This is a genomic window from Cupriavidus sp. 22TCCZM04-2 (assembly GCF_057798895.1).
Window position 1 is genome coordinate 334,876 of the sequence record NZ_JBYOJS010000001.1, and the last position, 12,372, is coordinate 347,247.

General features: G+C 65.4%; 12 protein-coding genes, 1 other RNA gene and 1 riboswitch. Of the genes, 7 read left to right on the top strand and 6 right to left on the bottom strand.

The genetic code is table 11. The annotated features are described in order from the left end of the window. Window positions 1–7 precede the first annotated feature (7 nt). Complete coding sequence (locus AC3FKG_RS01510; protein WP_483709056.1) at window positions 8–1,924, bottom strand: TonB-dependent receptor plug domain-containing protein; 1,917 nt, start codon at window positions 1,922–1,924, stop codon at window positions 8–10. A gap of 73 nt (window positions 1,925–1,997) precedes the next feature. Continuing rightward, window positions 1,998–2,250: riboswitch (cobalamin riboswitch) on the bottom strand. Between the two features lie 196 nt (window positions 2,251–2,446). Here AC3FKG_RS01510 and AC3FKG_RS01515 point away from each other — a divergent pair. The 6 genes from AC3FKG_RS01515 (at window position 2,447) to AC3FKG_RS01540 (ending at window position 5,867) form a co-directional block, all read left to right on the top strand. Then, entirely contained in the window at window positions 2,447–2,773 is a 327-nt protein-coding gene (locus tag AC3FKG_RS01515) for a hypothetical protein (RefSeq protein WP_483709057.1), read from the top strand. Continuing rightward, window positions 2,770–3,111, top strand: coding sequence for a cell division protein ZapA (locus AC3FKG_RS01520; RefSeq protein ID WP_483709058.1), 342 nt, complete (start codon window positions 2,770–2,772; stop codon window positions 3,109–3,111). The genes AC3FKG_RS01515 and AC3FKG_RS01520 overlap by 4 nt, the downstream gene beginning before the upstream one ends. A gap of 268 nt (window positions 3,112–3,379) precedes the next feature. Next, window positions 3,380–3,597, top strand: a non-coding RNA gene (gene ssrS, locus AC3FKG_RS01525) — 6S RNA. A gap of 167 nt (window positions 3,598–3,764) precedes the next feature. Beyond that, the gene (locus AC3FKG_RS01530; protein ID WP_483709059.1) at window positions 3,765–4,205 is read left to right on the top strand and encodes an EVE domain-containing protein; all 441 of its coding nucleotides are present in this window, start codon (window positions 3,765–3,767) and stop codon (window positions 4,203–4,205) included. A 76-nt stretch (window positions 4,206–4,281) separates the two neighbouring features. Continuing rightward, window positions 4,282–5,094 carry a sulfite exporter TauE/SafE family protein gene (locus tag AC3FKG_RS01535; protein WP_483709060.1) on the top strand — a complete coding sequence of 271 codons (813 nt, stop codon included), beginning with the start codon at window positions 4,282–4,284 and terminating at the stop codon, window positions 5,092–5,094. 80 nt (window positions 5,095–5,174) lie between these two features. After that, entirely contained in the window at window positions 5,175–5,867 is a 693-nt protein-coding gene (locus AC3FKG_RS01540; RefSeq protein WP_483709062.1) for an SIMPL domain-containing protein, read from the top strand. Between the two features lie 62 nt (window positions 5,868–5,929). Here the strand turns inward: AC3FKG_RS01540 and AC3FKG_RS01545 are convergent, their stop codons facing one another. The 5 genes from AC3FKG_RS01545 to AC3FKG_RS01565 all read right to left on the bottom strand — a co-directional run bounded on the left by AC3FKG_RS01545 (window position 5,930) and on the right by AC3FKG_RS01565 (window position 11,658). Beyond that, on the bottom strand, window positions 5,930–7,483 hold the full coding sequence (locus AC3FKG_RS01545) for a malonate--CoA ligase (RefSeq protein ID WP_483709063.1): 1,554 nt from the start codon (window positions 7,481–7,483) through the stop codon (window positions 5,930–5,932). Between the two features lie 103 nt (window positions 7,484–7,586). Beyond that, complete coding sequence (locus AC3FKG_RS01550) at window positions 7,587–8,369, bottom strand: enoyl-CoA hydratase/isomerase family protein (RefSeq protein ID WP_483709064.1); 783 nt, start codon at window positions 8,367–8,369, stop codon at window positions 7,587–7,589. Between the two features lie 3 nt (window positions 8,370–8,372). Beyond that, window positions 8,373–9,374 carry a Bug family tripartite tricarboxylate transporter substrate binding protein gene (locus AC3FKG_RS01555; RefSeq protein WP_488742256.1) on the bottom strand — a complete coding sequence of 334 codons (1,002 nt, stop codon included), beginning with the start codon at window positions 9,372–9,374 and terminating at the stop codon, window positions 8,373–8,375. 131 nt (window positions 9,375–9,505) lie between these two features. After that, window positions 9,506–10,927, bottom strand: coding sequence for a malonyl-CoA decarboxylase domain-containing protein (locus AC3FKG_RS01560; protein ID WP_483709066.1), 1,422 nt, complete (start codon window positions 10,925–10,927; stop codon window positions 9,506–9,508). After that, window positions 10,924–11,658 carry a GntR family transcriptional regulator gene (locus AC3FKG_RS01565; RefSeq protein WP_488742257.1) on the bottom strand — a complete coding sequence of 245 codons (735 nt, stop codon included), beginning with the start codon at window positions 11,656–11,658 and terminating at the stop codon, window positions 10,924–10,926. Before AC3FKG_RS01565 ends, AC3FKG_RS01560 begins: the two co-directional genes overlap by 4 nt. A gap of 449 nt (window positions 11,659–12,107) precedes the next feature. Here AC3FKG_RS01565 and AC3FKG_RS01570 point away from each other — a divergent pair, with 449 nt between their 5' ends. Next, window positions 12,108–12,338 carry a hypothetical protein gene (locus tag AC3FKG_RS01570; RefSeq protein WP_488742258.1) on the top strand — a complete coding sequence of 77 codons (231 nt, stop codon included), beginning with the start codon at window positions 12,108–12,110 and terminating at the stop codon, window positions 12,336–12,338. The last annotated feature ends 34 nt before the right edge of the window (window positions 12,339–12,372 follow it).

Consider the following 12,372-nt stretch of genomic DNA (forward strand, 5'->3'; position numbering starts at 1 on the left):
CAACCCGTCATTTCTGGCGCCAGCCCAGCGTGATAAAGCCCGCCCTGCCCTGCGTGTTGTACGGGAAGGCGAGCTGGTAGTTCTTGTCGAAGAGGTTTTCCACCCGGGCGGCAACGAACCATTGCTTGTCGATGTTGTAGCGCGCGTTGAGGTTGACGATACCGTATCCGCCCAACGTGCGCGAGCCGGCGTCCAGGCGCGACGACGACAACAGCCACTCGCCACCGAAACGCCAGTTGCCGAAGTTGCGGCCCACGTCGAACGCGGCATGGCGGCGCGCGCGGCGCAGCAGCTGCGTATCGGTCTGCTCGTCGACCGGGTTCTGGAACGTTACGCTGGCCCCCACGTCGGTATTCCACAGCGTCGCGCGCCAGGAGGCCTCCAGGCCTTGCACCTTCGCCTTGTTGACGTTGCTGGGCAGGAACATGCCGTTCGGCTGCGACACGGTGACGATCAGGTCGTTGTAGCGCGTTTCAAAGGCCGTCACGCGCAGCAGGCCGGCCGCGGCAGTGTTGTACTGCACACCGACTTCGGCAGATTTGGCGCGCTCGGGGCTCAGGTTCGGGTTGCCGAATCCCGGGAAATACAGCTCGTTGAAAGTCGGTGCGCGGAAAGCGTTGCTGACGTTAGCGATGAATTTAAGGGCCTCGGTCAGGTTGTAGCCGTAGCCCGCGAAGAAGCTGGCCTGGTTGCCGAAGTCCGAGTAGTGATCGTTGCGGCCATTGAGCTGCAGCTGGTGCTTGCCGATGCGTCCGTCATAGCCGCCGAATACCGAGAAGACATTGCGCGAGGGCGCATTGTACGAGTTGGAATCCAGTTCCTGCTGCAGGTAATCGGTGCCGAACAGCAGCGTGTGCGTCGCCGCCAGTGCGTACTCGTTCTGCCAGTTGAACTGGCGGTTGCGCGTGTTGAAGGTGCCGTTGTTCGCGCCATTCAGGAAGTTCTCGCTGCGGTCCTCGCTCTGCGCCAGCTTGAAGTGCGTCGCCCAGTCCGGCAGCACCTTGCCATTGACAAAGGCCGACACGGTGTAGAGGTCGCTGTTGGAACGGTTGTCGTCGGTAGGCCGGCCGAAGTTGTTGTCGTACGACAGCTTGCTCTTCGAGTAGTAGCCCGCCAGGCCCGCATCCCAGTCAGTCGTGAAGCGGTGCTTCACCTGCGCCGACACGCTCTGGTTCTCGTACGGGTTGTCGTTCGGGTTGGCGCGCGGCGCCTGCTTCGTGTTGATCGACGAGAAGCCGTCGGTCTTGAACGCGGAGCCGGTCACGTTGAACGAGGTGTCGCCGATCTGGCCGCCATAGCCGACCGTGCCCTGGCGCGTGTTGTTGCTGCCGTATTCGACCTGCGCGTTCGCCGCCGGCGCCTGGCCCGCACCGCTCTTGGTGAAGATCTGCACCACGCCGCCGATTGCGTCCGAGCCATAAAGCGCCGACACGTTGCCGCGCACCACTTCGATATGGTCGATCTGGTCCGGCAGGATGTTGGCCAGCTGGGCCGTGCCGCTGCTCACGGACGACACGCGCACGCCGTCGATCAGGATCAGCGTCTGGTTGGAGTTGGCGCCGCGCATGAACAGCGAGGTGTTCGAGCCCATGCCGCCGTTGGCGGTCAGCTCCACGCCGGCCTGGTTGCGCAGCAGCGTGCGCAGGTCCGGCGCCTGCGCGTTGACGATGTCTTCCTGTGTCACGACCGTAGTGTGCGGCAGGGCCTCGGTGAGCGGCTGCGCCGTGCGGGTCGACGTGACCACCACGGGCGCAAGTTGCGCGGGCGCCGCGTCGGCGGCAGGCTGGGACGCTGCAGGCGTCTCGGCGGTCTGTGCCACGGCGGGATTCAGGACAAGGGAAGACAGGGCAGCCAGTACGGCAACCACGGACGGACGCACCGTCGGCAGCGCCGGACGGTTCGACCTGTAAAGCGATGAACGCATGATGCAGGAATGGATAGGACAGCCAGACCCGTTCCCCCGCGGGCCAGATGGCGATGAGGCGTGCCACGCAGGGGCGGCAGCCCGCGTTCAGGCCGGTATCCGGGCTGGCGGCGCCAGGCTGGCCGCCTTCCCGAACGCTTGTGGTTCAGTGGCGATGGGCCAGCCCTGCGATGCCATGTGTGGACAGGCATCGCGGCCGCTTACCGTTGCGGGGGCAGCACAGGTTGGCCTGGCCGAGCTGTCTGTCGGCCGCGGCTCCCTGTTTCCCGTTGAACTGCCACTTGCCTTGCGCAAGATGGCGAGCACCTGGAACGAGCGGCAGTGTAGGCAGTTTCCCTAACCGAGTCAATGTGGATTCGGACCTCACTTGCCGGCATGCAAATGGCGCATAAACCGTGATTTCGGCGCAGAAGCGGGCAGCTTCCGCGCGTCATGGCGATCACACCGCCTTGCCTTTCGTTGTGCGCGACGACGCTTCGGCTAGAATCCCGATACCTGACACCTTTCACCATGACAGGCCCTATGCTTAACGAACTCGAACAGCTGGCAGCCAAGATCGGACGCGTGCTCCATCACGCGGACACCCTGGCGGCGGAGAACCAGCGGCTGCGCGACGAAATCGCGCGCCTGGAAGGCGAGGCCGCACAGTTGCGCGGCGAGCGCGAAGCCATGGCCGCCGATCGCGAACTGCTCAATATCAAGATCGAGGAAGCGCAACTGCGCATCCAGTCCATCCTCGACAAGCTCCCCACCGCGGCCGACTCGCGCCAGCTCGACCTGCTCGGCGAAGAGGCCGGGTCATCGGCCCAGGAACGCGCCGCGCACAAGGCCTCCGGAGAACACGCATGAGCAACAAGCAAGTCGAAGTGAACATCGCCGGCCAGCCCTACCGCTTCGCGATCGCCCCCGAGAACGAGGCCGCGCTGCTGGACGCCGTGGCACTGGTGGACACGCAGATGAACAAGCTGCGCAACAACGCCTCGGCCAAGGGCGTGGAGCGCGTGGCGGTGATGGCGGCGATCAGCATCGCGTCCGACCTGCTGGCCCTGCAGCGCAAGCAGCAGTCGGATGGCGCGATCCCCGTCGATGCCATCCGCGCGCGCATTCGCGAACTCAACGAGCGTGCCGACGAAGCGCTGCGCCAGTACGCGCACGTTGGCACGGGCACGCAGGCACAGCCTGGCTGAGCGCGGCGCGCGGGCCCATGTGCGCTGGATGTGCGCTGTCGGGCAAAGTGTAACGAGGCGGCCAGGTGGACTTGGTATGCAACACATCGAGGTGTATAGTGTAGCCAGACTGCACGAGGCACCACAGACGTGCAGCATAAGGGTCGGGTTATCGCGCCTGACCGCCGTTCTCATCCCATCCTAGTTCGAAACGGCAAACGTCTGACATCCCGCCCGCGAGTCCGAATTCTGGTCACGTCGGGATGTCCGGAGCGTCAGACGTTTGACAGTTTCCCTGCCTGGTTCGCTAGGGTCATAGACTCCTTGAACCGATATGCATCGCATGGTGCGGGATCATGTCGTATGGGCGAGCGCGTCGCTACCTTCATAGTCTGGGCCTGGCTTGGACTCCCTGAATGGGTGATGTACCCGAAATACGACTTCCGCAGCCACTCTGAACCTCAACAGGGTTCAGGATGCCGACCCAACGGCCGAGGCGGGGACCCCTTAAAAAGGCGGTGGTTTTCACAGACCACCGCCTTTTTTCTTGCCGGGCGCTGCCGCGTCGCGCGTGCAGCGCGTATTCCAAAACGCCCGCATCCCCGACTGCCATGAGCCGCGCAGAAAACAGTCGCACAGAAAAAGCGCCCGCACGTGCCCGCCAATACTGGCTGATGAAGTCCGAACCGGACGAGGCCAGCATCGATACCCTTGCAAAAGAAGGGACATTGCCGTGGACCGGCGTGCGCAACTACCAGGCGCGCAATTTCATGCGCGACGTCATGCGCATCGGCGACGGCGTGCTGTTCTACCATTCGTCATGCCCGGAGCCTGGCATCGCCGGCCTCGCCGAGGTCTGCTCGCAGCCCTACCCGGACCCGACCCAGTTCGATCGCAAGAGCGATTACTACGATGCCGCGTCCAAGCCGGACGAGCCGCGCTGGCAGCTCGTCGACGTGAAGTTCGTGCGCAAGAGTGCACTGATCCCGCTGGCCGAACTGCGCGCGCACGAAGAACTCGCAGATATGGTCGTGCTAAGACGCGGCAACCGGCTGTCGATCACGCCGGTCACGCCGGCCGAATGGCGCTTCATCACCACGCGGCTGATGGGCTGAGCCGCGCCGCCCGCGCGGCGGACGCGATCACAAGTACAACCACAAGCGACGCGGCGTTTTCCTCGTTTCCTTTCCTATGAGCCTTGCCCTGATTCCCGCCCTGCTCGCGCTGGGCGCCTTTACCGGTTTCTGCGCCGGCCTGCTCGGCGTGGGCGGCGGCATGATGATGGTGCCTTTTCTTACGCTGCTGTTCACGAGTCTCGGCTTTGCCGGCGAGGCCATCGTGCATATGGCCATCGCCACGTCGATGGGCACCATCCTGTTCACTTCGCTGTCGTCGGTACGCGCACATCACAAGCGCGGCGCGGTGCGCTGGCCGATCGTCCTTGCGCTGGCGCCGGGGATCCTGCTGGGCGGCATGATCGGTGGCGGCAAGGTGTTCGCCGCGCTCAAGACCAGCTGGCTGTCGCTGGCATTCGCCTGCTTCGTCGGCTTTTCGGCGCTGCAGATGCTGCGCAGCCGGCGCCCCGAGCCCAGCCGCCAGTTGCCGGGCGTGCCGGGCATGGTGGGCGCCGGATCGGTGATCGGCTTCCTGTCCAGTCTGGTCGGCGCGGGTGGTGCCTTTGTCTCCGTGCCGTTCATGACCTGGTGCAATGTGCCGATCCACAATGCGGTGGCCACCTCGGCCGCGCTGGGCTTCCCGATTGCGGTAGCCAGCGTGATCGGCTACATCTGGAGCGGCTGGCAGCAGCCGGACCTGCCGGCCGGCTCGCTCGGCTACATCTACCTGCCGGCGCTGGTCGGCATTGCCGTCGCCAGCGTGCTGACCGCGCCGCTGGGCGCCCGCACCGCCCATCGCATGGACGTGGCGCAGCTCAGGAAAGCGTTTGCGATCCTGCTGCTCTGCCTGGCCAGCTACATGTTCTGGAAGGCCTGGAAGGCATTCTGACGCGTCCATCCGAGCGAGCGCGCGGAACGATTGCGCGGCGTTTGCGTCTCATACCCATCACTTTGACTGGGAGAAGAAGAATGAAGCAACTGCTTGCAGCGACCCTGCTCGGCGCCACGGCGCTGGCCGCCTCCGCGCAGACCGTGCCGCCGCCGGCCGGCGTGCTGTCACTCTCGGCGCAGGCCGTGACCGAAGTCCCGACCGACGTCGTGCACCTGACGCTGGCCGCGGAGCAGGAAGGCGCGGAGCCGGGCGCGATCTCGTCGCAGCTCTCGACCCGCACGCAGGCCGTCATCAGCCAGGCCAAGCGCACCCCCGGCGTGCAGGCCGAATCCGGTGGCTTCACGATCCGCCCGAGTACCGACCGCAATGGCCGCATCACCACCTGGCGCGGCCGTTCGGAAGTCATCCTGCAATCGCGGGATTTTGCGGCCGTGTCGAAGCTGGCCGGGGAGCTGGCCAGCCAGATGCAGGTGCAGGGCATTGCGTTCTCGCTGTCGCGCGAAGCGCGCGTGGCCGCCGAAGGCAAGCTGACCGAACAGGCCGTGGGCGCCTTCCGCGAAAAGGCGCAGTCCGCCTCGAAGCTGTTCGGCTTCAGCAGCTATACGATCCGCGAAGTGAATGTGAACGAGAGCGGCGTGGTGCCGCCGATGCCGCGCATGTACGGCGCCGCCAAGGCCATGATGTCCGACGCCGCGGCGCCGGTGCCGGTCGAGGGCGGCAAGACGCAGGTCACCGTGTCGGTGAATGGGTCGGTGCAGATGCTGAAGTAAGCCTCTTCGCAACGGCGGGTCGTTGCTCCCCTCTCCCATAAATGGGAGAGGGGAGCAAGGAACTACAGCGCGGCGAACTGCTGCCGCAATACGTTCTTCTGTACCTTGCCCATGGTATTGCGCGGCAATTCGTCCACCACGTGCACGCGCTTGGGCACCTTGAAGTTGGCGATACGTCCCTTCAGCGTGCCGATCAGTTCGCCCTCATCGAGTTCGACCCCGGGCTTCTTCACCACCACGGCCACTACGGCCTCGCCGAAATCGGCATGTGGCACGCCGATGACCGCGCTTTCCGCCACGCCCGGCATCTCGTCGATAAAGCTCTCGATCTCCTTCGGGTACACGTTGTAGCCCCCGGAAATGATCAGGTCCTTGCTGCGGCCGACAATGGTCACGTAGTTGTCCGGTACCGAAACCTCGCCCGCCTGGCTGACGACGGCACCGCCAAAGCGGCCCACGTCGCCGGTCCTGAACCAGCCGTCCGCGGTGAATTCCTCGCGCGTCTTTTCCGGCATGCGCCAGTAGCCCTTGAACACGTTCGGGCCCTTGACCTCGATATTGCCGATCTCGCCGATCGCGCTCGGCTGGCCCTCGCCATCGACCACGCGTACCGACACGCCAGGCAGCGGCATGCCGACCGTGCCGCCGATGCGCTCGCCCAAGGCACTGTCGTACGGGTTGGAGACCAGCATCACGGTCTCGCTCATGCCGTAGCGTTCGAGGATGGTGTGGCCCGTGCGCTTGCGGAATTCTTCGAATGTTTCCAGCAGCAGCGGGGCCGAACCCGACACGAACAACCGCATGCGGCGGCAGGTGTCGTCGTCGAAGCGCGGCTCCTGCAGCATGCGCACGTAGTAGGTCGGCACGCCCATCATCACGGTGGAACGCGGCAGGAATTTCAGCACCTGCGCCATGTCGAGCCGGGGCGCCCAGATCATCTTGGCTCCGGCCAGCAGCGCGCCGTGCGAAGCCACGAACAAGCCATGCACATGGAAGATCGGCAGCATGTGCAGCAGCACGTCGTCGCTGCGCCAGCCCCAGTATTCGTGCAGCGTCTGCGCGTTCGATGCCAGGTTGCCATGCGTCAGCATCGCCCCCTTGCTGCGGCCGGTGGTGCCGGACGTATAGAGGATGGCGGCCAGGTCATCGTCAGCGCGCTGCACGGTCTCGAACGTATCGGGCCGCGCCGCGGCGCGCGACAGCAGCGAGCCCGAACGGTCTTCGTCAAGCGTGAAGACGTAGCTGGTGCCGTGGCGGAACGCCACCTTCGATACCCAGGCGAAATTCTTGCTGCTGCACACCACCACCGACGGTTCGGCGTTGCCGACGAAGTAGTCGATCTCCGCTTCCTGGTAGGCCGTGTTCAGCGGCAGGTAGACATAGCCGGCGCGCAGCGTTGCCAGGTACAGGAACAGCGCCTCGGGCGATTTCTCCACTTGCACGGCCACGCGCGCGCCTTCGGGCAGGCCCAGGCCTGTCAGCAGGTTGGCCAGCTTGGCGGTGGCGCGGTCGAGATCGTCCCAGCTGTAGTACAGGCCGTCATGCGTTTCGATGCAGCACGCGGTGCGGTCGGCGGGAAAGCGGTTTTCGAACAGAGCGAACAGGTTGGCGTTCATGGTGCGGATGAAGACAAGGGCTTCCGGAATCCGGGCGCGCAATGCAATGGACGAAGGGTCGATGGAACGATGACGCGATGGGCGATTGTAATGCGGAAAGGCGCTAGTTTCCCTTGAACCGCGGCGGACGATGCGCCAGGAAGGCGGCCACGCCTTCGGCATGGTCGCCGCCTTCGGCGTAGGCGAAATGTGCGGTCAGTTCCTCGGCGCTCAAAGGCTCGGGCTGTGGCGACAGGCGGTGGATCGTGGCCTTGTTGATGCGTGCGGCGAGCGGTGCCCCCGCCGTGATGCGGCGCACCGCGGCCTCGACCTCCGCCGCCACGCCGCCGGCCGCAACCACGCGCGTCAGCAGGCCCTTCTCGCGCGCTTCGGCCGCATCGAAGACGCGGCCTTCGAGCAGGATCTCGAGCGCCACGGCACGGCCCGCCAGCGCCAGCAAACCCTTCAACTCGCCCGGCGCCATCGGAAAGCCGAGCCGGTTGATCGGCACGCCGAAGCGGCTGTTGTCCGCCGCGATGCGCAGGTCGCAGTGGCAGGCAATCTCCAGGCCGCCGCCGACGCATACGCCCTCGATCATCGCCACGGTCGGGTGCAGGCAACCGGCGATGGCCGCCAGCGCCGGCGCGATGATCTCCATGTGGTAGCGGCGCACCGCGGCTTGGTCGCCGCGCACCGTGGGGAACTCGGCAATGTCGGCGCCAGCGGCAAAATTGCCGTCGGCGCCGCGCACCACCACGCAGCGCAGCGAGCGGTCAGCCGACAGCCGCATGAAGCCGGCGGTCAGCGCCTCCCACATCTGCGCCGAGATGGCGTTGAGCTTGCCCGGGTGCGACAGCGTGACGGTGGCCGTCGTGCCTTCGACAGCGAACTGGACAGTACCGCTCATCGCTTAGTCGATCTTGGCGCCCGAGGCCTGCACCACCTGGGCCCAGCGCTTGATCTCGCTGCGCTGGAACTGCGCGAACTGCTCCTGCGTAAACTGCGGCGTTTCCGAGCCGTTGCTGATCCAGACGTGCTTGATATCCGGCGTGTTCAGGGCCTTTTCGGTCTCGATGTAAAGGCGGTCGACGATCTCCTTGGGCGTGCCCTTGGGCACCCACATCGCGTACCAGGTCGAGACCTCGTAGTTCGGCACGCCCGCCTCGGCCGCGGTCGGCACGTTCGGGAACGCGGGCGAGCGCTTGGCCGATGCCACCGCCAGCGCCTTGATGCGCCCCGCGCGGATGTGTTGCGCGGACGAGCCCAGGCCGTCGAACACCATGTCCACCTGGCCGGCGATCAGGTCCGACAACGCCGGGCCCGCCCCCTTGTAGGGGATATGCGTGATGAAGGTCTTGGTCTGCAGCTTGAACAGTTCGCCCGCCAGGTGGTGCGACGAGCCATTGCCCGCCGAGCCGTAGTTCAGCTTGCCGGGATTCTTGCGCGCATAGTCGAGCAGCTCCTGCAGGTTGTTGGCCTGCACGCGCGACGGATTCACCACCACGACCTGCGGCGGTTGCGCAATCACGGTGACGGGGATGAAGTCCTTCTCGATGTCGTAGTCGAGCTTCTTGTAGAACGACGGCGCGATCGCGTGGTGCGCGCCGCCGATAAAGACGGTGTAGCCGTCCGGCGCGGCCTTGGCCGCAAGGCTCGCGCCCAGGGTGCCGCCAGCGCCGCCGCGGTTGTCGATGACGAACTGCTTGCCGAGCTGCTTGGAAAGCTGCGCGGTCAGCGGACGGGCAAAGGCATCGGTGCCGCCGCCTGCCGGGAACGGCACGATCACGGTGACCGGCTTGGACGGCCAGGTATCCGCCAGCGCGGAGGGTGCCTGCCCGGCCATGCCGGCAACGCCGGCGACCACGACGGCGGCGCGCGCGCACGCGGCCAGGCTGAACTGACGACGATTCATCTTCACTGTCTCCCTTTCTCTCGAATTGGAAAGTTGGTTCCGATACGGCTTGTTGTTAATCCCGTCAAAGGCCGTCCCCGGCGGTCTGGGAACGGCGATGCCATGGCGTGTTTAATGTGACCTGACCAGAGTCACAGCAGCTTCGCGACAGCACGGCTGATGCGCGGGTTGCCTTCGCCAAGGCGCGCTAGATTGTCATCCAGTGCCTCGGGCGCGTAAAGGTAATTCACCATCATGCCGCACGATTGGTTGCAGCCTTTGCGCGACAGGTCCCCGCCCCAGTTCAGCCGTTCCACGCAAGCGCCGTTGCCCAGGTGGAAGCGCGCTACCGGGTCCGCGGGCATGGACTGGCTGCGCTCGCGCACGAGGTAATGCGCGGCGAGCGACAGCGCGGTGTCACGCACCACGGCGTCCTGCGAATCGGCTGGCAACGCGGCGAGCCAGCCCGCGCCATCGGCCGGCGCCGGGCCGTGCCGGTCCTGCCAGCGCGCCACCCGCCTGGCACCGAGCGCCTCGGCCACGGTGGTGCCGTCCTGCTTGCGCAGCCAGTCGGCAAACCCCGGGATCGGCGACAGCGTGGCGAACTGCCTGACCTTGGGAAACTCGCGTTGCAGTTCCTCGATCACGCGCTTGAGCAGGAAGTTGCCGAAGCTCACGCCGCGCAATCCGGCCTGCGTATTCGAGATCGAATAGAAGATGGCCCACTTCACGCGGCGCAGGTCTTCCAGCGGCGCGGCCTCGTCGAGCAGGGTCTGCACATTGGCCGCCATCTCCGGCACGAAGGCAACTTCCACGAAGATCAGCGGCTCGCGTGGAATGCGCGGATGGAAGAATGCATAGCAGCGGCGGTCGGAATCGAGGCGGTTGCGCAGGTCGGTCCACGACGAGATTTCATGCACCGCTTCGTAGCGGATCAGCTTCTCGAGCAACGAGGCCGGCGAGTCCCAGGTGATGGGCTGCAACTCGAGCAAGCCCACGTCGAACCAGTTGGAGAACAGGGCTTCCAGGTCTTCATCGAGCACGCGCAAGCCGGGAAGACGCCGTTGCCAGCGCAGCATGTCGGCACGCAGGTGAATCAGGAAATGCAGGCCGCAGGCACTGTTGCCACGCTGGCCATGCAGCGCGGCGAGCCGCTTGAAGAAGCGGATACGCGCATTCGACAAAGCCTGTGCCGCCCTGGCGGGCTTGTCCGCATCCGCCGCGCCGTTTTCCGGACCCGTACCGCCGGCCACCTCCGCCAGCACTTCGAGCATGCCGCGACGCCGGCCCTCGTCCGCGGCTTCGTATTCGGCCTGCCAGGCCTGGGCGGCGGTATTGGCATTGCCGTCGGTCAGCCGCGCATCAAGGCAAAGCCGCAATTGTTCACGCTGGCGGCGCGCCACGCGCGCGGGCAACGGCGCCGCCTCCGCGTTCCTGGCCGATGCGGGCGTCGCCTCGGCTTCGCCCTTGCGGCCCCACCAGCGTCCGATCCTGGACAACAGGTTGGGGCCTGACGGTTCGCTGACGCCCAGCGGGGCGCTGATCTTCTGGTCACCGGAGTCGAGGGCGCTCATGGGGTACCTGCCTGGGTGCGTGAAGAAACATTGGGGAACGCATGCGGCGCGGCCACGTCAGCCCGGACGCTGCGGTCCAGCGCCGTCAGCGCCGTCAGCGTCGTCAGTGCGGCACGCTGGCGCAGCAGATGCGTCTTCATCAAGACTTCCGCGCCTTCGGGGTCGTGCGCCTTGAGCGCAGCGAAGATGCTCAGGTGTTCGGCACAGGACTCGTTGATGCGCCCCGGCAATTTCAGGCTCTTGTGCCGCGACAGGCGCAGCACCTTGCGCAGGTCGCTGATCAGTCCCGACAGCCAGCGGTTGCCGGCCAGCCGCTGGATCGCTTCGTGGATCTGGAAATTGGTTTCGTAGTAGGCATCGATTTCGCCCGCGCCGGCATGCCGCGCGAGTTCGGCGTGCAACCCTTCGAGCGCCTCCAGGTCCTGCGCGGTCGCGTTGCGCGCGGCCTCGTAGGCGCAGCGTCCTTCCAGCAGCGCCATGAGCGGGAAGATTTCGTCGAGATCGCGCTCGGACAGCTCGTTGACGAAGCAGCCGCGCCTCGGCTCCAGGCGAACCAGCCCCTCGGCGGCAAGCACCTTGAGCGCTTCGCGCAGCGGCGTGCGTGAAATGCCGAGTTGCCCGGCGAGCGTGCTTTCGTCGATCCATGCCCCGGGGACCAGGGCGTGCGCATCGATCATGCCGCGCATGCGGTCCGCCACCTCCAGATACAGCGCCTGCTGGACGATACGCATAGGCCTCCGCCAGGATCAGTCCAGACCGTCCCGCATGCTGTGCAGGGGTCTTCATAATTCATAATTATGAATAACTGGAAGTATCAGGCAAGGCATTTCGATGCTGCGCCGCAGCGGCGGATGGGCTAGCGAGATCGATTCGGAAAGGGGCAGAGGTGCGGCGGGCGGATGCCAGGCCTCCCCGCCAGCATCCGCCCGCGCCTGAAAGAACAGCTGCGGACTATTTCATCGCCGGTCAACGCCTGGATAGGCATCGTCCCGCGTGGGTCATGGACTCCCGGCGCAGACCCTGCGCCCCCCTGTTGGCGCACACCGGTGCGCAGATTTTCCCGTCTGCCGTCGTTGTGGTCCGGTGCCCCTGCCTGACTGGCAGATCCTCCCTGGCGCCGTCCTGGCGGGCTCGGCATAGCCCGCTCTGTTGTAACAGAAGAGTTAGCGAGGATCGTGCCATGAAAGCTAATCCCTTGTTTTTATTGAAGTCGATGATGAGAAACTTGTTACAAGACCGCATCGATGTAACAGAATGTTTCCAGGTTGTTACGACACTGATCCTGTCCGGGGGCAGGTCGGGAAGTGGGGGCGGCCTTGAAGACACTGGCATTTGTGGCGAATTTGCCAGTTCAAATACCAGCAGTATGGGGAGTAAGGCACAATCGACACGCGCAAATTGGTTGCGCTGATGAAACAACGCGGCCCGGCTTCCGCAATACGACC

What these genes read in the sequence shown, in the direction of transcription:
- AC3FKG_RS01545 (WP_483709063.1), bottom strand. Translation starts at nt 7,483, where the DNA reads ATGAACGCCAACCTGTTCGCTCTGTTCGAAAACCGCTTTCCCGCCGAC.
- AC3FKG_RS01520 (WP_483709058.1), top strand. Translation starts at nt 2,770, where the DNA reads ATGAGCAACAAGCAAGTCGAAGTGAACATCGCCGGCCAGCCCTACCGC.
- AC3FKG_RS01510 (WP_483709056.1), bottom strand. Translation starts at nt 1,924, where the DNA reads ATGCGTTCATCGCTTTACAGGTCGAACCGTCCGGCGCTGCCGACGGTG.
- AC3FKG_RS01540 (WP_483709062.1), top strand. Translation starts at nt 5,175, where the DNA reads ATGAAGCAACTGCTTGCAGCGACCCTGCTCGGCGCCACGGCGCTGGCC.
- AC3FKG_RS01515 (WP_483709057.1), top strand. Translation starts at nt 2,447, where the DNA reads ATGCTTAACGAACTCGAACAGCTGGCAGCCAAGATCGGACGCGTGCTC.
- AC3FKG_RS01535 (WP_483709060.1), top strand. Translation starts at nt 4,282, where the DNA reads ATGAGCCTTGCCCTGATTCCCGCCCTGCTCGCGCTGGGCGCCTTTACC.
- AC3FKG_RS01555 (WP_488742256.1), bottom strand. Translation starts at nt 9,374, where the DNA reads ATGAATCGTCGTCAGTTCAGCCTGGCCGCGTGCGCGCGCGCCGCCGTC.
- AC3FKG_RS01565 (WP_488742257.1), bottom strand. Translation starts at nt 11,658, where the DNA reads ATGCGTATCGTCCAGCAGGCGCTGTATCTGGAGGTGGCGGACCGCATG.
- AC3FKG_RS01530 (WP_483709059.1), top strand. Translation starts at nt 3,765, where the DNA reads ATGAAGTCCGAACCGGACGAGGCCAGCATCGATACCCTTGCAAAAGAA.
- AC3FKG_RS01550 (WP_483709064.1), bottom strand. Translation starts at nt 8,369, where the DNA reads ATGAGCGGTACTGTCCAGTTCGCTGTCGAAGGCACGACGGCCACCGTC.
- AC3FKG_RS01570 (WP_488742258.1), top strand. Translation starts at nt 12,108, where the DNA reads ATGAAAGCTAATCCCTTGTTTTTATTGAAGTCGATGATGAGAAACTTG.
- AC3FKG_RS01560 (WP_483709066.1), bottom strand. Translation starts at nt 10,927, where the DNA reads ATGAGCGCCCTCGACTCCGGTGACCAGAAGATCAGCGCCCCGCTGGGC.